At 63.9% G+C, this 19,058-nt stretch carries 19 protein-coding genes and 1 pseudogene; 5 read left to right on the top strand and 15 right to left on the bottom strand.

Features of this window, described 5'->3' with window-relative positions; genetic code table 11:
- Positions 1 to 18: 18 nt before the first annotated feature.
- Positions 19 to 465, bottom strand: a pseudogene (locus tag GC125_RS17510) (cell wall hydrolase); the annotation flags it as partial.
- Positions 466 to 841: 376 nt separating this feature from the next.
- Between GC125_RS17510 and GC125_RS17505 the strand changes: the two are divergent.
- Positions 842 to 1,828, top strand: a complete 987-nt coding sequence (locus GC125_RS17505) for a Gfo/Idh/MocA family protein (protein WP_151986825.1) — start codon at positions 842 to 844, stop codon at positions 1,826 to 1,828.
- Between the two features lie 7 nt (positions 1,829 to 1,835).
- Here the strand turns inward: GC125_RS17505 and GC125_RS17500 are convergent, their stop codons facing one another.
- Both GC125_RS17500 and GC125_RS17495 read right to left on the bottom strand, forming a co-directional pair.
- The gene (locus GC125_RS17500) at positions 1,836 to 2,210 is read right to left on the bottom strand and encodes a GtrA family protein (RefSeq protein ID WP_151986824.1); all 375 of its coding nucleotides are present in this window, start codon (positions 2,208 to 2,210) and stop codon (positions 1,836 to 1,838) included.
- Positions 2,210 to 3,202: a glycosyltransferase gene (locus GC125_RS17495; protein WP_151986823.1), complete on the bottom strand. Its 993-nt coding sequence runs from the start codon at positions 3,200 to 3,202 to the stop codon at positions 2,210 to 2,212. The genes GC125_RS17500 and GC125_RS17495 overlap by 1 nt, the downstream gene beginning before the upstream one ends.
- A gap of 123 nt (positions 3,203 to 3,325) precedes the next feature.
- Between GC125_RS17495 and GC125_RS17490 the strand changes: the two genes are divergently transcribed.
- The 4 genes from GC125_RS17490 (at position 3,326) to GC125_RS17475 (ending at position 7,747) form a co-directional block, all read left to right on the top strand.
- Positions 3,326 to 5,140 carry a hypothetical protein gene (locus tag GC125_RS17490; protein ID WP_151986822.1) on the top strand — a complete coding sequence of 605 codons (1,815 nt, stop codon included), beginning with the start codon at positions 3,326 to 3,328 and terminating at the stop codon, positions 5,138 to 5,140.
- A 72-nt stretch (positions 5,141 to 5,212) separates the two neighbouring features.
- On the top strand, positions 5,213 to 6,211 hold the full coding sequence (gene mepA, locus GC125_RS17485) for a penicillin-insensitive murein endopeptidase (RefSeq protein ID WP_151986821.1): 999 nt from the start codon (positions 5,213 to 5,215) through the stop codon (positions 6,209 to 6,211).
- Positions 6,212 to 6,344: 133 nt separating this feature from the next.
- Positions 6,345 to 6,674, top strand: coding sequence for a methylglyoxal synthase (locus GC125_RS17480; protein WP_151986820.1), 330 nt, complete (start codon positions 6,345 to 6,347; stop codon positions 6,672 to 6,674).
- 44 nt (positions 6,675 to 6,718) lie between these two features.
- Positions 6,719 to 7,747, top strand: a complete 1,029-nt coding sequence (locus GC125_RS17475; RefSeq protein WP_151986819.1) for a glucokinase — start codon at positions 6,719 to 6,721, stop codon at positions 7,745 to 7,747.
- A gap of 37 nt (positions 7,748 to 7,784) precedes the next feature.
- Here GC125_RS17475 and trmB read toward each other — a convergent pair whose 3' ends face one another.
- The 12 genes from trmB to tsaB form a co-directional block, all read right to left on the bottom strand.
- On the bottom strand, positions 7,785 to 8,483 hold the full coding sequence (trmB, locus tag GC125_RS17470; protein WP_151986818.1) for a tRNA (guanine(46)-N(7))-methyltransferase TrmB: 699 nt from the start codon (positions 8,481 to 8,483) through the stop codon (positions 7,785 to 7,787).
- Positions 8,484 to 8,501: 18 nt separating this feature from the next.
- Positions 8,502 to 9,749 (bottom strand): methionine adenosyltransferase, encoded by a 1,248-nt coding sequence (gene metK / locus GC125_RS17465; RefSeq protein WP_151986817.1) that lies wholly within the window; start codon positions 9,747 to 9,749, stop codon positions 8,502 to 8,504.
- 181 nt (positions 9,750 to 9,930) lie between these two features.
- The gene (locus GC125_RS17460) at positions 9,931 to 10,344 is read right to left on the bottom strand and encodes a helix-turn-helix domain-containing protein (RefSeq protein ID WP_151986816.1); all 414 of its coding nucleotides are present in this window, start codon (positions 10,342 to 10,344) and stop codon (positions 9,931 to 9,933) included.
- 151 nt (positions 10,345 to 10,495) lie between these two features.
- Positions 10,496 to 12,085, bottom strand: a complete 1,590-nt coding sequence (gene lnt, locus GC125_RS17455) for an apolipoprotein N-acyltransferase (protein ID WP_151988043.1) — start codon at positions 12,083 to 12,085, stop codon at positions 10,496 to 10,498.
- Between the two features lie 139 nt (positions 12,086 to 12,224).
- The gene (locus tag GC125_RS17450; protein ID WP_151986815.1) at positions 12,225 to 13,433 is read right to left on the bottom strand and encodes a hemolysin family protein; all 1,209 of its coding nucleotides are present in this window, start codon (positions 13,431 to 13,433) and stop codon (positions 12,225 to 12,227) included.
- A complete protein-coding gene (ybeY, locus tag GC125_RS17445) occupies positions 13,430 to 13,954 on the bottom strand; it encodes an rRNA maturation RNase YbeY (protein ID WP_151988042.1) in 525 nt (174 codons plus the stop codon). The genes GC125_RS17450 and ybeY overlap by 4 nt, the downstream gene beginning before the upstream one ends.
- Positions 13,955 to 13,965: 11 nt before the next feature.
- Entirely contained in the window at positions 13,966 to 15,024 is a 1,059-nt protein-coding gene (locus tag GC125_RS17440; RefSeq protein WP_151986814.1) for a PhoH family protein, read from the bottom strand.
- Between the two features lie 38 nt (positions 15,025 to 15,062).
- Positions 15,063 to 16,481: a tRNA (N6-isopentenyl adenosine(37)-C2)-methylthiotransferase MiaB gene (gene miaB, locus GC125_RS17435; protein ID WP_151986813.1), complete on the bottom strand. Its 1,419-nt coding sequence runs from the start codon at positions 16,479 to 16,481 to the stop codon at positions 15,063 to 15,065.
- A 61-nt stretch (positions 16,482 to 16,542) separates the two neighbouring features.
- Positions 16,543 to 17,325 (bottom strand): lyso-ornithine lipid O-acyltransferase, encoded by a 783-nt coding sequence (gene olsA, locus GC125_RS17430; RefSeq protein ID WP_151986812.1) that lies wholly within the window; start codon positions 17,323 to 17,325, stop codon positions 16,543 to 16,545.
- 49 nt (positions 17,326 to 17,374) lie between these two features.
- The gene (locus GC125_RS17425) at positions 17,375 to 17,755 is read right to left on the bottom strand and encodes a Fur family transcriptional regulator (protein WP_151988040.1); all 381 of its coding nucleotides are present in this window, start codon (positions 17,753 to 17,755) and stop codon (positions 17,375 to 17,377) included.
- A 111-nt stretch (positions 17,756 to 17,866) separates the two neighbouring features.
- A complete protein-coding gene (gene rimI / locus GC125_RS17420) occupies positions 17,867 to 18,358 on the bottom strand; it encodes a ribosomal protein S18-alanine N-acetyltransferase (protein WP_151986811.1) in 492 nt (163 codons plus the stop codon).
- Positions 18,355 to 19,035 (bottom strand): tRNA (adenosine(37)-N6)-threonylcarbamoyltransferase complex dimerization subunit type 1 TsaB, encoded by a 681-nt coding sequence (tsaB, locus tag GC125_RS17415; RefSeq protein ID WP_151986810.1) that lies wholly within the window; start codon positions 19,033 to 19,035, stop codon positions 18,355 to 18,357. The genes rimI and tsaB overlap by 4 nt, the downstream gene beginning before the upstream one ends.
- Between the last annotated feature and the right edge of the window lie 23 nt (positions 19,036 to 19,058).

Below are 19,058 nucleotides of genomic sequence, written 5' to 3'. Positions count from 1 at the left end.
AGCGTAACTGGGAACCCGTCAGTAGGACGCCGGCATAGTGCGCGCCACGCGTTCGCTTCGATAGAAGATGTGGAGACCGATCTGGCCGACGCGCTTCTTGGCGCGTGCCCATCGCGGGCGCACATAGGTGGCGTGGTAATGCGTCGCCGATTTCAGCCCCCGGCTGAGCCGCTCGATTTCCGGTGAAGCCGCCCGTCGGGCGCATCCGCCGATGCAGAGGATTCCGTTTGCGAGCCTGACCGCTGATCGCCAGGACTTTGCGTCCCGCGGCCGATCGCTGACCCCGTCGCAGGCGAAGGAAAACTGACAGCGATTTTTCATGTGCCGGTTCTCGTAGACGACATCGCAGATCGTGTCGGGATAGACCCGGGCCCGTACCCGGTTGAGAATAACCTGGGCCACTGCGATCCGGCCGAGCTCCGTCTCGCCGCGTGCTTCGTGATAAAGCGCCTGCGCGAGGCAATCGCGCTGTTCCCGGTTGATTGGAACGCCGCGCAGATGCTCCGGCGTGCGGATGTCGAGATAGCGGGGAATGTAGTCTGCGGTGCTGGCATGGGCCGTCATGGGGGCGAGCAACAGCGCTGCCGCGAGTGCCGCAGCCTGAAGCAGTCCCTGACGGAGAATGCCGGCAACACGCCCTGTCCGGTAGCGCATCGCTCTTCTCCAGATGTGATTGACGCTGCGACAACGGCAGACGGGAGCAGCCTATTCCCGCAAAATCTGCTCGTCGGGTCGAATGTTGCGGATCGGCAACAGCGGCGCGGCAGTCCGGGTCGATGACAAGTGGGCGGCCTGCCTGTATGGCTCCAGGACCAGTCAGCCATCAGGTAAGGATAGACCCATGCTGCGCTTCGGAATTCTCTCGACGGCAAAGATCGCGCGCGAACAGGTGATCCCGGCGCTTCTGGACGCTGGCAACTGCGTCGTGACGGCGATCGGAAGCCGCGACCTGAAGCGGGGACAGGAAACGGCGCAACGCTTCGGCATTTCCGAAGTGCACGGAAGCTACGACGCGCTTCTTGCCTCGCCGAACGTCGATGCGGTCTACATCCCGCTGCCGACGAGCCAGCATGTGGAATGGGCCGTGCGCGCCGCCGAAGCCGGCAAGCATGTGCTGGTGGAAAAGCCGCTGGCGTTGAAGGCCGAGCAGATCGATGCGGTGATCGCCGCGCGCGACAAGGCCGGCGTCGTCGTCTCGGAGGCCTTCATGGTCTTCTACCATCCCCAATGGCGCAAGGTGCGCGAACTGATCGCCGGCGGCGCGATCGGGAAGCTGCGGCGCATCGATGGCGCTTTCAGCTACGCCAACCGGGACCCCGGCAACATGCGCAACCAGCTGGCGCTGGGCGGTGGGGCGCTTGCGGACATCGGCGTCTATCCCGTCGTAACCGCGCGGTTCGCCACGGGAATGGAGCCGAAGCGCGTGCGCGCCACCGTGGAGCGTGATCCGGATTTCGGCACCGACCGTTATGCCAGCGCGGTCGTCGACTTCGGTGATTTCGAGATGGGTTTCTACTGCTCCACGCAGATGGCGCTACGCCAGGCGATGGTCTTCCACGGCGATCAGGGCACGATCGAGGTGGCCGCGCCCTTCAATGCGGGCGAATACGATCTCGCAAGCGTCACGCTGCATTCAATAAAGCGCGACCGCTCCGAGATTTTCCGCTTCTCCGGCGTGCGCCAGTACCGCCTCCAGGCCGAAGCCTTTGCCGAGAAGATTGCCGGCGGCGATATCGACCTGTTCGAACTGGAGGCTTCGCGTGCCAACCAGAAGGTGATCGACGCGATCTTCCGGGCAGGCGACCATGATGGCTGGGAAGCCATCTGAGGGGTCGTCAGGGCCGCCGGAAAACGAGCTTCTGATAGCCGAAATAGGAAAAGAGCGCTGCCGCGGCCGAAGCCGCGACGAGCGCAGCCAGCGGCACCAGGCGCGGAAAGGCGAGAAGAAGCCCCGCATAGATGAGGTAATTGAGCCCGGCCGAGCTCAAGCCCACGCCGCCATAGCGCAAGCCTTCGGCAGCCACCGAGCGACCGCTCTTGCCGAAGGTCAAGGTGCGGTTGAGCACGTAGGTCACCAGAAGCGCCGCAGCGATCGAAAGGATACGCGCGCTCAGCGGATTCAGTCCGAAATACAGGCCCGATGCGAGGACGCCGGCATCGACGGCGAAGCCGATGGCGCCGACCATGCCGAAGGCGAGCACGCGCCGCATCAGGCGACTTTGCGCGCCGACTTGGTCTTCGCGGCAGGCTGCTCGTCCGCGCGTTCGGCTGCACGAGCAAAGCCGGGCTTCAACGTCAGATAATGCACGCGCTTCTGCTCGGCGCGCCCGCGCGCAACCGAATCCAGGATAACGCCGGACACGAACGCGACTAGGGCCATGAGGCTGAGCGCGACGGCCAGGATCCAGGTCGGCAAACGGTCAACGAGGCCCGTGCGGAAATACTCGATCAACACCGGCAGCATGAAGCCGAGCGAGACGAGCGCAAAGCCGAGCGCGATGCTGCCGAAGAAGGTGAAGGGACGCGTCTCCTTCATCAGCAGCGCCAGCATCCATAAGATGCGACCGCCGTCGCGGAACGTGCCGAGCTTGCTGTGCGATCCTTCCGGACGCCGCCCGTAGACTACGGGGATTTCGGCCACGGGCAGCTTGAGCTGCGATGCATGGACGGACATTTCCGTTTCGATCTCGAAGCCTGCGGAAAGCGCCGGGAAGCTCTTCGCGAAGCGCCGGGAAAAGGCGCGGTAGCCGGAGAAGATGTCGGTGAAATCGCGCCCGAAAAGACGCCGGTAGATGCTGTTGAAGATCCGGTTGCCGAACGCGTGGCCCTTGCGTCCGGCATCGCGTGTCACATCCTTGCGGGTTGCGACGACCATGTCCGCCCGTTCGCTGATCAAGGTCAGCACGAGCTCCGGCGCATCGTCGGCGGGATAGGTGCCGTCGCCATCGGCCATGAGGTAGATGTCGGCGTCGATGTCGGCGAACATGCGGCGCACGACATGGCCCTTGCCCTGCCGGCGCTCGCGCACGACCGTCGCACCGGCAAGCTTGGCCAGCATCGCGGTGCGGTCGGATGAATTGTTGTCGTAGACGAAGATGCGCGCCTCGGGCAGGACCCGCCGAAAATCCGCCACGACGGACGAGATCGTCGCTTCCTCGTTGTAGCAAGGAATGAGCACGGCGATGTCGTAAGGGGCCTGCATCTTCTGTCCATCCTCAAGCGTTGGACGTCTTAGCCGGCTGTTCCGGGCGCTTTACTATTTCTTGGGAAGGTTAAGGCTAGGTTGCAGCCCGGATAGTTCTTTGTGCGGGCGGGGTGCTGCAACATGGCGGCCGGGACAGCGAATGGCGTTGGCGAGCGGACGGTGCCGAAAATCGGTGCTCCGACGATCACCCGTGCCAAGGTGCTCTGGCCGACGCTTGCCACTTTTTTCATCGGGATCGCCGTCCTCATCGCGCGACGCTTCAACGATGGCGACTATGTCGGCGCCGACAACGACGATGTCATGCGTCTCGTCCAGGTGCGCGACCTGCTCGCAGGCCAAGGCTGGTTCGACCTCACGCAGTATCGGCTCGGGCTTGAAGCGGGCACGGAAATGCACTGGTCGCGACTGGTGGACCTGCCAATCGCAAATCTGATCGCGCTTTTCCAGGCGATCGTGCCGGGCGCAACCGGCGAGGCGCTCGCGCTTGCCGTCTGGCCTGCGCTGTTGCTTCTCGCTCTCCTCTCGGCGCTTGCGCTTTCTTTTCGCGGTGAGGGGCCGCACGCCGTCGTAGCAGCGCTTTTTCTCGGCGCGATGTACACGGTCGGCATCAACCGGTTTTCGCCCGGCGCGATCGATCACCACAATGTCCAGCTCGTCCTGTTGGCGGCGATGGCGGGCGGCCTGCTGCAGCGCAAGCCCAGTCGGGCTGCCTTCGCCGTGGCCGGCGCGGTCGGCGCACTGGCGCTCAGCATCGGCGCCGAAACCATGCCGATCGTGGCAGCTTCGTGCCTTGCCGTCGCCTTCGTCTGGCTCGCCCTCGGAGAACGCGCGCGACCGGGCGTCGAAGGGTTCACATTGGCCTTCGCCGCGACGCTGACCGCGACTTTTCTTGCCACCGTTCCTCCCGGTGCCCGCATGGTCGCCTATTGCGATGCCTATTCGGCCGGCTTCTATCTGCCGGGTGTCGTCGGCGCAGGCGCCCTCTTCGCTGCGGCAGCGCTTGGGCGTCGGCAGAAACTGCCTGGGCGCCTCATGATGCTGGCGGGTGTCGGAGCGCTCGCGGGGGCTGCCGCGCTAGCATTCGCGCCCCAGTGCTTCGCCAATCCGCTCGCCGGGCTCGATCCGATGCTGCGTGAACTCTGGCTGGAGAAGGTGACGGAAGCGCAGTCGCTGATGGATATCGCCACAAGCGCGCCGGAAGCGTTGGCCGGCCACTATCTTCTGCCGATCGCCGCTCTTGCACTCTGCTTGCATGCGGCCTGGATCGGCAATCGCCGTCGTCAGGCGTTGACGCTGGCGCTACTGCTCGCCACCGCGCTGCTCGTAGCGTCCATCCAGGTCAGGGGCGCTGTCTTCGCCAATCTTTTCGCGATTTTCGCATTCGTCCCGGTCGTCGCGGCACTGCGCGCCCGAATGCATCTCGAGCCGGGCAACTGGCGCCGCGCGCTGGCATTCTGCGCGGCGGTGATCATCCTGACGCCGACCTCCTGGGCAATCGCCGGGCATCTCGCCTTCAACGACGCGATGGCCAATGCTACCGAGGCGCCCGCCTCGACGGCGCGGTCCTGCCAGACGGCAGAGGCGCAGGCCCCATTGCGCGGCCTGCCACCGACCACCGTTTCCTCCGTTTCCAATCTCGGAGCGTCGATCCTGCGCTTCACGGGGCATCGTGTACTGTCGGCGCCCTATCACCGCAATCAGGGCGGCATGCTCACGCAATTGCATCTTGCGATGGAGCCGCCCGAGAGTGCACGTGCCTTTATGCAGGGGGCGGGCGTCGGCATCCTCGTCTATTGCCCGGGGGATCCGGAGACGCGGATGCTCGCGCGTCGCGCACCCGACGGGCTCTATGCCGCGATCGGCGAAGGGCGCGTGCCGTCCTATCTCGAGCGCTTGCCGAGCGTCGAAGACGTTTCGATCTTCCGGGTTCGGTGAACGCGGCGCAGACACGATTCCCTCGAATCGCAATCTTCGCTACCGTGGCATACGAAACGCGGGAGTGAAGCCTTGGCACGATCGAGATTGTTACGGCGCGCGGGCGTGTGGGGAGCGGTTGTGATCGCCTTGCTGGCGGCGGAGCTTCCAGCCACGGCCCAGGATGCCAAGGAACTCTTCGGCACCCGTGCCCTTCCGGCTGCGACTGCGCCGGCCCCCATCGGCTTCTATTCCAAGGGCTGCCTTGCGGGCGGCATCGCCATCCCGACCGACGGGCCGACCTGGCAGGCCATGCGCCTTTCGCGCAACCGTCGCTGGGGCCATCCCGACATGATCGCGCTGCTCGATCGCCTGTCGCGCGAAGCCGCGGCACAGGATGGCTGGCCTGGACTTCTGGTCGGCGACATCTCGCAGCCCCGTGGCGGTCCGATGCTGTCCGGGCACGCATCGCACCAGATCGGCCTCGACGCCGATATCTGGCTGACACCGATGCCGAACCGGCGTTTGACCGCCCGGGAGCGCGAGGACACCGAGGCTCCCTCCGTCCTGGCGGACGGCTCGCTGCAGGTCGATCCGAACCGTTGGACCGAAGCCCATGGCCGCTTGATCATGCGTGCGGCGAGCTATCCCCAGGTGGAGCGAATTTTCGTCCATCCCGGCATCAAGCAGAAACTCTGCGACAGCTATTCCGGCGATCGCACGCATCTCGGCAAGGTCCGGCCGATTTACGGGCATCACTATCACTTCCACATCCGCATGAAATGCCCGGATGGCAGCTCCGGCTGCACGGCGCAGCAACCCGTGGCGAGCGGCTCCGGCTGCGATGCGTCGCTTGCCTGGTGGTTCACCGAGGAGCCGTGGGCGCAGCCGGATGATCCGCCACCGGCACCCCCAAAGCCGCGGATCACGCCGCTTTCCGACCTGCCGCGCGCCTGCGCCCAGGTGCTCGATGCTGCAGCTCCGGCATCCGAAGCTGCCGTCACCTATGCGGGCGGCACGCAGGCGGTGCTGCCCGGCTCTGCGGCCGGCTTCGCGCCGGTGCCGATCCCGACGCCCAGGCCTTTTCAGTAGCCGTCAAAACCGCGCCGCGACTTCCATTGATCGAGCGTCTTCGCTATAGGTCCGAAGATCAAATCGATTTAATCTGGGGCGACGGGCGGTGTCGACTGGGCGGAAAACGTTAGCGCTGATTGCGCATGACCAGATGAAGGACGAGATGGTCGCCTTCGCGACTGCTCATGCCGATGCCCTGAAGGGCTTGCGGATCGCCTCGACGGAAACAACCGGACGCAGGGTGCTTGAAGCGGTGCCCGATCTCGAGCTCGTTCGATTGAAGAGCGGCCCGCTGGGCGGCGACCAGCAGATCGGCGCGCTCATTGCGACGGGCGAGATCGACATGATGATCTTCTTCGTCGACCCCCTCACGCCCATGCCCCACGACGTCGATGTGAAGGCGTTGATGCGGCTTGCCATCGTCTACGACATACCGATGGCGCTCAACCGGGCGACGGCCGAGATATTGTTGCGCCCCTGAACGGTGCAACCCATAGTGACGACGATTGCAGACAGGAAGCAACGATGGTGCAGCACGACAATGAGCCGAACTTTCCCTTTCCGATTCTGATCGGGGACATCGGCGGCACCAATGCCCGCTTTGCCATTCTGGTCGACGCCCACTCCGAGCCCAAGGCCTTCCCGAACGTCGCGACCGCCGATTTCGCGACGATCGACGAGGCGATCCAGACGAGCGTGCTCGACAAGACGAGCCTGCAACCGCGCAGCGCGATCCTCGCCGTTGCCGGTCCGGTCGACGGCGATGAGATCGACCTCACCAACTGCCCCTGGGTCGTTCGCCCCAAGCAGATGATCGCCGATCTCGGGTTCAGCGAAGTGGTGGTCGTCAACGACTTCGCCGCACAAGCACTCGCCGTCGCATCGCTCGATGAGAGCCACCGGCACCAGATCGGCAAGGGCCGCATCGAGCCGCATGCATCCCGCATCGTGCTCGGACCCGGCACGGGTCTTGGCGTCGCCGGCCTCGTCTATGCCCAGCGCCGATGGATCCCGGTGCCGGGCGAGGGTGGCCACATCGACATGGGCCCGCGCTCCAAGCGCGATTTCGAAATCTTCCCGCATCTGGAGCAGATCGACGGTCGCATCTCGGCCGAACAGCTCCTGTGCGGCCGCGGTATCGTCAACATCTACCGCGCGATCTGCACTGCCGACGGGCGGGATGCGGTGCTCTCCACACCGGCCGACATCACCACGTCGGGCCTTGCGGGCGAAGAGCCTGCCGCCGAGACGCTGCGGCTGTTTGCGACCTATCTCGGCCGCTGTGCGGGTGATCTGGCGCTGATCTTCATGGCGCAGGGAGGTGTGTATCTGGCGGGCGGTATTTCACAGAAGGTCATCAAGGCGCTCGAAGGGCCGGAATTCCGCGCAGCCTTCGAAGACAAGGCGCCGCATCAGGGGCTTCTGTCGGCGATGCCGACATTCGTGATGACGCATCCGCTCGCCGCGCTCTCAGGCCTTGCCGCCTTTGCGCGCACGCCTGGCCTTTTCGGCATTGCGATCGATGGCCGCCACTGGAAGCGCGGCGGTCTCTGAACCGCGGCGCGAACAACCACGCAGCCGCGAGCCGGGGTCAGACCCGGCGGAACCTCAGATAGCAGGGTTTGCGGCCTTCGAGGGTCGCCTTTTCCTCGTAGCGCGTGCCAGGCCAGCCGGCATAGGGCGTGTGCCAGTCGGTGGGCCGTGTCGCCAGCCACTCGAACGCGGCATGCCGGTCGCAATGGCCAAGCGTCCAGTCGACATAGGTGTCGATATCGGAGGCGAAGTTGAACGCGCCGCCGGGCTTCAGCACTCGGGCGAAGCGGTCGAGATTGCCTGGATTGACGAAGCGCCGCTTGAAATGGCGCGGCTTCGGCCAGGGGTCGGGATAGAGCAGGTCGATGTGGTCGATCGAGGCATCGGGCAGCCAGTCGAGGACCCGCGTCGCATCGTCGTCATAGACGCGGATGCGGTCGCCGGGTGTTTCCGCGACGGCACGCAGAAACTTCGCCATGCCGTTGACGAAGGGCTCGACGCCGATGAAGCCGGTACGCGGGTTTTCTTCGATGCGATGCAGAAGATGCTCGCCACCGCCAAACCCAATCTCCAGTCTGACAACGTCGACCGGCGCGGCGAATAGCGTCTTCAGATCCGAGGGTGGAGGGCTGTCCAGATCGAGACGCAGGCGCGGAAGAAGGTCGCGCATGCGCTCGCTTTGCAGATCGGTCAGAGGCTTCCCGCGGCGGCGGCCGAAAAAGGCCTCCGTCGCACGTTCACGTCTTGGTTCCGTCATGGGAAGCGCCGAATTCCGTCAAGCTGCCTGCTTGACGGCGTCCTTGAGGGCCTTGATCAGGTCTGTCTTCTCCCAAGAGAACGAACCGTCGCGACCGGCCTTGCGACCGAAATGGCCATAAGCGGAGGTCTTGGCGTAGATCGGCTTGTTCAGGTCCAGATGCTTGCGGATGCCGGTCGGCGAAAGATCCATCACCTCGCGCACGGCAGCCTCGACGGCTTCTTCGCTGACGGTGCCGGTGCCGTAGAGGTCGACATAGATCGACAGCGGCTGGGCAACGCCGATGGCGTAGGCGAGCTGGATCGAGCAGCGCTCTGCAAGCCCGGCTGCGACTACGTTCTTGGCGAGATAGCGCGCGGCGTAGGCGGCCGAACGGTCGACCTTGGTCGTATCCTTGCCGGAGAACGCGCCACCGCCATGGGGTGCTGCGCCGCCATAGGTGTCGACGATGATCTTGCGGCCGGTCAGGCCGGTATCGCCGTCGGGTCCGCCGATGACGAACTTGCCGGTCGGGTTGATGTACCAGACGCAGTTTTCGGCGATCTCGATTTCGCTCAGCGCTTCGCGAATGAAAGGCTCGACGACCGAGCGAACCTTCTTGGAGTCCCAGTTTTCATCGTAATGCTGCGTCGACAGAACGATCTGCGTGACTTCGGCAGGCTTGCCGTCGACGTAGCGCACCGTGACCTGGCTCTTGGAGTCCGGACCAAGGCCTGCGACATCGCCTTCGCCCTTCTTGCGCGCCGTTGCCAGCACCTCGAGGATTTTGTGCGAATAGTAGATCGGCGCCGGCATCAGTTCCGCGGTCTCGCGGCAGGCGTAGCCGAACATGATGCCCTGGTCGCCAGCGCCTTCGAAGCCCTGGTTGTCGGAGGCATTGTCGACGCCCTGCGCGATGTCCGTGGACTGCGAATGCAGCAGCACGTCGATCTTCGCCGTCTTCCAGTGGAAGCCGTCCTGCTCGTAGCCGATATCGCGGATGGCGCGACGGGCAACGGACTTGAACCGCGACGGATTGATGACCGACTTGCCGTTCTTGTCCTTCTTCATCAGCGTTTCGGGGATGCGAACTTCGCCCGCGATGACGACGCGATTGGTCGTGGTCAGCGTTTCGGCGGCAACACGCACGGTCCAGGGATCGACGCCGGTCTTCTTGGCTTCCTTGTAGACCAGATCGACGATCTCGTCGGAGATGCGGTCGCAGACCTTGTCGGGATGACCTTCGGAGACGGATTCGCTCGTGAAGTAGTATTCGGCGCGCGCCATTCCATGACCCTTTTCAGGCTTTCAAATCTCGCCCTGTGATATTGAAGGCGACGCCCAAAAACAAGCGTAGAACGACATAAATATATCTTGATATGAGCATTTCCATCCGGAAGCCGGGCTTCGGATAGAACGGCGGGGTGCCGAATGCTCGGGCGGAGCGCCCTCAGAAGTGCTCTGGCCGCTAGTCCGGCTGATCGCCCGCCAGCGCCTTGGCGAGTTCGATGAGCTTGCGGCGCACCTTGGGATCCTCGATCCGCACGAAGGCGCGGTTGAGCTGAAGTCCCTCGGAGGATGACAGGAAATCGACAACGTAGTTCGGGCTTGCCGCTTCGGAAAAGCCACCCGGCGTGGAGGTGTCACCGGGAGCGTCTTCGAAGAAGAAGGAAACCGGCACGCTCAGGATGGAGGAGATGTTTTGGAGGCGGCTGGCACCGACGCGGTTGGTGCCTTTTTCGTATTTCTGAATCTGCTGGAAGGTAATGCCCAGGCTCTCACCCAGCTTTTCCTGGCTCATCCCCATCATCGTCCGCCTCAGGCGAATGCGGCTACCGACATGAATGTCGATAGGATTGGGCTTCTTCTTGTTGACGATCATGACACTACCTCTGCGCGCGGCCACCCGAATACTGCTCGATAAGGGTTTCGATATAGCAAGGTGGCGCGTCGCCCCGTCCGCAATTGAACGAGCCGTATGGTCACTATACGCGAGATTGCCCTTGCGAATGACTATGCAATTCTAGGGGTTTTTAGTCAATTCTCCGGCACTTGAAACCGTAACGCGCAGTAGCAGCTCCTAACAAAAGTATCACGATTATCAACCAGAAGTTTTGTGCGCGATTGCTGTTGTCCCAATTCGATACGGTTTTGGGCGGCACCTGGGCATCGATAACGCCCACGGCGTCGAGTCCGAGGCCTTCGATGATTCGCCCCTGGCTGTCGGTGATGGCCGAAATGCCGTTATTGGCCGCCCGGACGAGCGGCAGGCCGAGCTCGACGGCCCGCAGCTGCGCCTGCCGGAAATGCTGGTAGGGCCCCGGCGTCGCCCCGTACCAGGCATCGTTGGTGACGTTGAGGATGAAGTCGGGCGCTGCGCCACCCTCGGGCAGTTCCAGCGGGAAGATCGCTTCGTAGCAGATCAGCGGAAGAGCGGTGCCGGTCGGCAACGCCAGCAATGTGCGCGCCGGCGCAGGCGTGAAGCTTTCCGGCATCTGCGCAACAGCCGAGAACCCGAGCGAGCTCAGCAGGTCCGTCAGTGGGAGGTATTCGCCGAAGGGCACGAGATGCACCTTGTCGGCAGAGGCGAGGATTTCGCCATCGTCGCCGATCACGCTGATCGCATTGTAGTAGCGCACACCACTGCCCGGCGCGGTTTCCATCCGGATCGCGCCGGTGGCGAGCTGCTGGCCTGGCTGCAGGGCTTGCGCGATCGCTTCGAGCGCGATCGGTGCTTCCGTCAGGATGAAGGGAGCCGCCGTTTCCGGCCAGACGATGAGCGACGGCGCAGGCTCTCCCTCCGCTGGCGCCTGCCGTGTCAGCGCCAGATGCTGTTCGAAAATCTGGTCGCGTTCCGCTTCGTCCCATTTGGTCGACTGCGGAATGGATGGCTGGACGATGCGGATCGTCGGTGCGTCTTCCGCGGCGGTGGCGGTGGCCTCGTTCAGCACATGGGCGCCGTAGCCCAGATGGGCGGCCACCAGTACAGCGGCCAGTGCGAGGCCGCGCCGCATATGCTGGCGTGTCGCAAGAAGCGCCGGCATCGAAAAAGCGAAGACGGAAAGAGCGGTGATCCCGTTCAGCCCGAGGATATGGACGGTCTGCATGGCGATAGGCAGCGGCATGGCGCCGTAGCCGATCGTGTTCCACGGAAAGCCGGTGAGGACGAAGCCGCGGAGCCATTCCATGAGCGCCAGTCCGAAGGCAAGAGCCGCGATGCGTCCTAGCCCGTCGGACCATAAAATTCGGGCGATGGCCGTCCCCAGGCCGAAGAAGATCGCCAGAAAGGCGGGCAGGCCGAGAACGGCAAGCGGAATGGCCCAGGCGAAGCTTTCGGCTTCCACCAAAAGCGCGTTTCCGAGCCACCAGAGTCCGGCCAAGAAATAGCCGAACCCAAAATACCAGCCCGTGACGAAGGCAGGCCATAGGCGGCGCAGGAACCCGCGGTCCGGATCGCCGCTTGCCCCGTCGAGCAGCCAGACGAGGATCGGGAACGTCAGGAACATGGCGAAGAAGAAGTCGAAGGGCGGGTGCGCGAGCACGGCGAGCGCGCCGGCCAGAATGGCGATCACCGCCCGCTTCCAGCCCCAGGCCAGCATCAGGCGGCCCGCGAACACTTCCAATCCGTTCATGATGGCTTGCCCCTAACCCGAATCGCCGGCGCCATCCTTCCAAAAAAAGCCGCCGCTGTCTCGAAGGCAGCGGCGGCTGATCTGTCTGACAGTGAAGGATTAAGCGGACAAGACGCCAGGAAGCGCCTCATCAGCCTCTTTGCGACTGTTCCAATGGTTGCGGCACTGGCTGAGACGCCGCCGCGATGGGCTGCTCGTTCACGGGTTCTGGTGCCGGCAGAGCGAGTGGCTGTGCGTTGCTCTCCACTTCCGGCCGAACCGGACGACGGCGGCGGTCGTTGTGGCGCTTGCGCACGATGCGCACCCGCTTGATGCGGCGCGGATCTGCATCGAGAACGTGAAACTCGAAGCCGGGCAACGCCTGGACGAGTTCGCCTCGGGCTGGGATGCGACCGAGTTCGGAGAAGATGAGACCGCCGAGCGTGTCGACGTCCTCGATCTGCTCAGATACGTCGAAATCCGGGCCGATCGCTTCGGCGATGTCCTCGAGTTCTGCCTTGGCGTCCACCAGGAAGACATCGTCGGACGACCGCGTGATCATGACTTCTTCGTCGTCATGCTCGTCCTCGATGTCGCCGACGACTGTTTCGACGATGTCTTCAAGCGAAACGAGGCCGTCCGTGCCGCCATACTCGTCGATGACGAGCGCCATCTGCGTTCGTGTCGCCTGCATGCGCTCCATGAGATCGGAAGCGAGCATCGACGGCGGCACGAAAAGTACCTTCCGGATGATGCCGGCTTCCTGGACCGTTTTGTTGAGATCGACCCGGCCGAGATCGACCGCCGGCCGCGGCTTCGCTCTCTCGCCACTGCCCGCCTGGCCATTGGCGTTTGCGGCGCCACTGGTTTTGGTAGTCGTTGCGCGGCGCTTCGAGCGGGCCTGCTTGGTGATGTAGCCGAGAAGATCGCGGATATGGACCATGCCGCGCGGATCATCGAGATGATCAGCGTAGACCGGCATGCGCGAGTGGCCGGATTCTTCGAAATGGACCAGCAGTTCCGCGAGCGTGGTGGTCTGATCGACGCTGTCGACGTCGGCGCGTGGCACCATGACGTCTTCCACGCGCACTTCGCGCAAGCGAAGGATGTTGTGCAGCATGGCGCGTTCTTCGGGCGAGAACGCGAGATTGTGCTCGGCGTCGCTCAAAAGCGCGTCGGCGAAATTATCGCGGATGTTGTTGCGATCTGTGGGCCTCAACCAGCGCGTCGCTCTGGACCATAGGTTTAAGGGGCCGGTCCGTCTGCGCTGCTGAGGCTTCGTACTCGGAGGTTGGGAGCCGTCTTCGCCGCCCTCATCCGAGGCGGGAGACGGCAGGGGCATTCGAACTTGTTCGTTCATTGTCTCTTCGTCGTGTCCATGAGGGATTGGCCCTCATATGGGTCTGATATGCCGAGTGCGGCGAGAATACGGACCTCATGATGTTCCATGATCTCCGCGTCCTCGGCCTCGAGATGGTCATAGCCGAAGAGATGAAGATAGCCGTGGACGAGGAGATGCGCCAGATGATCGCCGGAACTTCGTTGTAAGTCCTTGGCTTCATTGGCAATTGTTTCGCTGGCGAGCACGATGTCGCCAAGCATTGGCCCCGGCATGCCGCCGGGAACCAGCGGAAAGGCGGGAAAAGAGAGCACGTTGGTCGGCTTGTCCTTGTCGCGCCATTCGGCGTTGATCGTGCGCATCGTCGCGTCGTCGGTGAAGAGCAGCGACAGTTCCGGCGGCAAGGCCGGGAAGGGCTGGTGCAGCTCGGTGGAAAGATAGGAATTTGCGGCGTCGAGCACGCGCGTGGCCGTCTCGTGCAGCGCCTCTTCCGCAGGCCAGTCGCCTGCCTCCACCGACACCTGGATGTCGATCGTGCTCACCTCAACGGCGCTCATCTCGGATCGGGCTTGCCGCTTTCGTCAATCATGGTGCTGTCGGCGTCGTAGGCGCGGACGATGCGGGCCACCATCGGGTGGCGAACCACGTCGACGTCGCGGAAGCGACAAGTGATCACACCTTCGACACCCTTCAGGATGCGCAGCGCCTCGACCAGGCCGGACTTCACGCCACGCGGAAGATCGATCTGGCTCGGATCGCCGGTGACGATCATGCGGGCGTTCTCGCCGAGACGCGTCAGAAACATCTTCATCTGCATCGATGTGGTGTTCTGCGCCTCGTCGAGAATGACGACGGCGTTGGTCAGCGTGCGACCGCGCATGAAGGCGAGGGGGGCGATTTCGATGACGCCCGCCGTGATCGCGCGCTCGACCTTGTCGCCGGGCATCATGTCGTAAAGCGCGTCATAGAGCGGCCGAAGGTAGGGGTCGACCTTCTCCTTCATGTCGCCTGGAAGAAAGCCGAGCCGCTCGCCGGCTTCGACCGCCGGACGGGACAGGATGATGCGATCGATCGCGCCGCGCTCCAGAAGCTGGGCTGCGTGCGCGACCGCGAGGTAGGTCTTGCCGGTACCGGCAGGCCCGATGCCGAACACGAGCTCGCTGCGTTCCATGGCGCGGATATAGGCGTCCTGGGTCGGCGTGCGCGCAACCAGCGTCTTCTTGCGGGTCGAAATCTGCGCCAGCGCCATCTTGCCCTTGCGTTCCATGGTCGGGAGAATCAGCTGATCGTCGGCGGCGATCGCCATACGGATCGCGCCTTCTACGTCGGAAGCGGCGATCTCGCTGCCCGCCTGAAGGCGGTCATAGAGAAAATCGAGCGTCTTGCGCGCCTGGTCTGTCGCCACGGCGTCGCCGCGAATAGCGACCTGGTTGCCGCGGGCGCGGGCATCGACGCCGAGTTTCTGCTCGATGAGAGCGAGATTTTGGTCGAATTGGCCAAACAGCGCGCTTGCAAGTCTGTTGTTTTCGAAAGTGAGCACGATGTGGGTGGTGTCGGAGGCGCCAGAGGCGCGGCTATCCGGCGGTGTCAGGACGGGATCGTGCGCTTGCAAGCGGTGGGGCTCCTTTCGCTCAACTCACGGACAAACTATCAGCCTTGGATGCATTCGGCAAAGAGACTGTTGGCCTCGCTTGCCGTGATTCGCACTTTGATAATGTCGCCGATTGCACCGGCCTTTGCATTAACAATAGTTGGTTGCAGCCAAGGAGAGCGTCCAACCATCTGATCGGCGTGGCGCCCCGGCTTTTCGAGAAGAAGGTCGACGACCTTGCCGACGCAGCCCTGCTGGAACGCATACTGCTGCTTCGTCACAAGAGCTTGCAGGCGCAGCAACCGTTCCGACTTCAACTCTTCGGGCACCAGCTCCGTAGCTTCCGCTGCCGGCGTTCCGGGCCGAGCCGAATATTTGAACGAATAGGCGGCCGCATAGCCCACAGTCTCGATCAGGCTGAGAGTTGCCTCAAAATCCGCATCGGTTTCCCCGGGGAATCCGACGATGAAATCACCCGAAAGCGCGATATCGGGCCGCGCAACGCGAATTCGGTCGAGCAGGCGCAGATAGTCATCCGCTTTGTGCTGACGGTTCATCGCCTTCAGGATCGCATCCGATCCGGACTGCACGGGCAGGTGGAGATACGGCATCAGCTGCGGCAGGTCGCGATGGGCAGCGATCAGCGCATCGTCCATATCGCGGGGGTGGCTCGTCATATATCGCAGGCGGGCGATGCCGGGCACCTCGGCCAGCCGGAAGAGAAGCTCGCCGAGCCCCCATTGCCGGCCATCCGCGCCCGCACCGTGCCACGCATTGACGTTCTGGCCGAGAAGGGTGAGTTCGCGAACGCCTGCTTCAGCAAGCGCTTCCGCCTCGGCCACGATTTGCGCCACCGATCGGGAGACTTCCGAGCCGCGCGTATAGGGGACGACGCAGAAGGCGCAGAACTTGTCGCAGCCTTCCTGGACGGTGAGAAACGCCGTCACGCCGCGGGCCTGGACAATCTTGCGATCCGGCCTCGGCAGATGCGCGAACTTGTCCTCGATCGCGTAATCGGTATCGACGACCCGACGACCGGCGCGCGCTTCGCTGACGATCTCGGGCAGGCGGTGGTAGGTCTGGGGCCCGACGACGAGGTCGACCACCGGGGCGCGGCGGAAGATTTCCTGGCCTTCAGCCTGGGCGACGCAGCCGGTGATGCCGACGAGGAAATTCTTGGCGCCGGGTTCGGCCTTCGCCTTCTGCTTGGCGAGGCGGCCAAGTTCGGAATAGACCTTTTCTGCGGCCTTGTCGCGGATGTGGCAGGTGTTGATCAGATAGAGGTCGGCGTCTTCCGGCCGCTCGGTTCGGCTATAGCCATCCTTCGCCAGCGCGTCCGCCATGCGGTCGGAATCGTAAGCGTTCATCTGGCAGCCATAGGTCTTCACATAGACCTTGCGCTGATTGGAATCCGAAGGCGCGGGCGCTGTTTCTAAAATCGACGGGGTGTTGGCCAATGGCGTGCTCGATGATCGCATGGCGGCTATTTAGTCGGTCTGGGCCCGGATGAAAATGGCAGCGACGGCAAAAGCGCGGATTCTAGCGCCGAAGCGCTTCCGCCAGCATCGTCTCCACTTCGTCGCGCAGTGCCCGGCTGACAACCTTGCGGCTGCGGGCATCGGAAACCTCGCTCGGATTGCCGAAGCAGATCTCAACGTCGATCGCGCCTTCGCGCAGCACCGTCAGCAGGTGCGGCAGGAGCTCGACGTCGCCCGGCCATGCGGCGAGGAAACGATGTCGCCGTCCCATGGGCAGGCCCTGGATGCGGTTATAGGCGATCGACACGGGCTGCAGCACCACGCCGGCATGGGCGTCCTCGCCGGCCTGACGGGCGACGCCGAGCAGGGACGACTTGAACTCCAGAACGCGATTGCCGTCCGACGTCGTGCCTTCGGCGAAGAGCACGACAATCTCGCCCCGCTCCAGGCGCGCCGTGATGGCGTTGACCTGCTTGCCGGTTGAGCGCCGCTGGCTCCGCTCGACGAAGATGGAGCGCTGCCAGCGCGCCAGCTGCCCGAAGACCGGCCAATCCTTCACTTCCGACTTGGCGATGAAGGCGACATCCGCGACGGACCCGAGTGCGATGATGTCGAGCCACGACACGTGGTTCGAGATCAGCATCAGCGGACCGTTCGAATGCGGCGCGCCGCGCATCGTGACCTTCAGCCCGAGAACCGGGCACATCAGCCGGTGCCACAGCCGCGGAATGCGGCGGGCGAGAGGGTGATCCAGCCAGAGGGCGAAAAGGTGAGGCGGCAAAAGAACCGCGGTGACGGCAAGGAAGGCGAGGGCTACATAGACGAGGCGCAGCCAGCCGATCATCGCACTCTCGTCTTCTGGGCTGGCTTAAGTGCCGAGCGCGTGCGCACTCTCAGACGTCGCCCTTCTTGAGCGGGATGCCGTAAAGCTCGAGCCGATGGTCGACGAGCCTGAAACCGTGCTCGCGAGCGATCCGTTCCTGCAACGCCTCGATCTCGGGCGAATGGAATTCGATCACCTGGCCAGTCTTGAGGTCGATCAGATGGTCGTGGTGTTCTTCCGGCACCGTCTCGTAGCGCGAGCGACCGTCACGGAAATCGTGCCGCTCGATGATGCCGATGTCCTCGAAGAGGCGCACGGTGCGGTAAACGGTCGATATGGAGATTTTCGGATCGACGATAACCGAACGGCGGTAGAGTTCTTCCACGTCCGGGTGATCGTCGGCACCGTCGAGCACGCGCGCGATGACGCGGCGCTGCTCCGTCATGCGCATGCCGCGCTCGGCGCAGCGTTCTTCCAGTGGTTTTGTCTCGCTGGTCACGAACGCTCCGATCCTCGCATTGACCACCCACCGTCAGAGCACGATCGGCGAATGTTTGCCGCACTAAATCAGATCAAGCCGCATGACAAGCGCCGTCGTCCGGCGGCCATCGGCAGCCTTGTAATAGGCCTCGCGTTCGCCGACCTTGATGAAGCCGAGGCGCCGGTAAAGCGCAACTGCCGGCAGGTTGCCCGCATCGACCTCGAGAAAGATCGAGGCGACGCCTTCCTGGCGCATCTGCCGGATGCCGGCAAGCATCAGCCGCCAGCCGATCCCCTGGCTGCGGAATCGCTCGCGCACCGCAATCGTCAGCACTTCGGCTTCGTCGGCAGCGGTGCGCAGCAATATGAAGCCGGCAAAGGATCCGCGTCCAGAAGGCGACTGACGCGCGACGAAACCGTGCACGTTGGTTTGCGTCAGGAGTACGTCGATTTCGTCGGCGCTCCAGGGACGCGAAAAGCTTGCGCCGTGAAGCTCGGCCGCGCGGTCGCAATCGGATGGCTCCATCGGCACGATCTCGACGTCGGCGGTGCGGGTGAAGAAGCCACCGATCATTGGGCCAACCGCTCCTGCCGCGCCAGGAGATAGGCTTCCTGCGGCTTGGCATCGGGCGACCGCAGATAGAGCGGGGCCGGTGGCGCGCCAGCGGGCTTGCGCGCGCCGATGCGGGCGACGTCCAGAATCTCGACCATGCCAGCTTCGGAGATCACGCGCTCCGGCCGGCCCATCAGGGCAGCGACGGGAGGCGCGCCGGATCCCATGAGGCGAGCATCATGGCGTGTCGCGAGATCCGCCGCTTCCGCCAGGGACAGTGCGGCTGGATCGGTCAGCGTCGTGCCATCGGTCGCGAAGATTTGCGCGAACACTTCGTCACGTCGAGCATCGAGAACGGCCATGACCGGCGTGTCTTGGGGCTCAGCTCCTGGGACCAGAGCCTCCAGGGTCGTAACGCCGACGGAAGGGCGGCCAAGCGCCAGCGCCAGCCCGCGCGCGGTCGCGACACCCACGCGGATGCCCGTGAACGAGCCAGGGCCAACCGTCACGGCGATCCGATCGATCTGTTTGAGAGTAATGCCGGCCTCGGCCCGTGCCGCTTCGATCACCGCCATCATCCGTTCCGCATGGCCTCGGCCGATATCCTCCACGACACGTCCAAGCGTGGTGTCGCTGGACGCATCATGAAAAGCCGCGGCGCAAAGATTGGCCGAAGAATCGAGGGCGAGAATGATCATGGCACCGGTCTAGCCGCTGGCAG

Source organism: Rhizobium sp. EC-SD404 (genome assembly GCF_902498825.1).
GTDB lineage: Bacteria > Pseudomonadota > Alphaproteobacteria > Rhizobiales > Rhizobiaceae > Georhizobium.
Note: the sequence above shows the minus strand (reverse complement) of the source record. Positions and strands in the feature narration are given on the sequence as shown.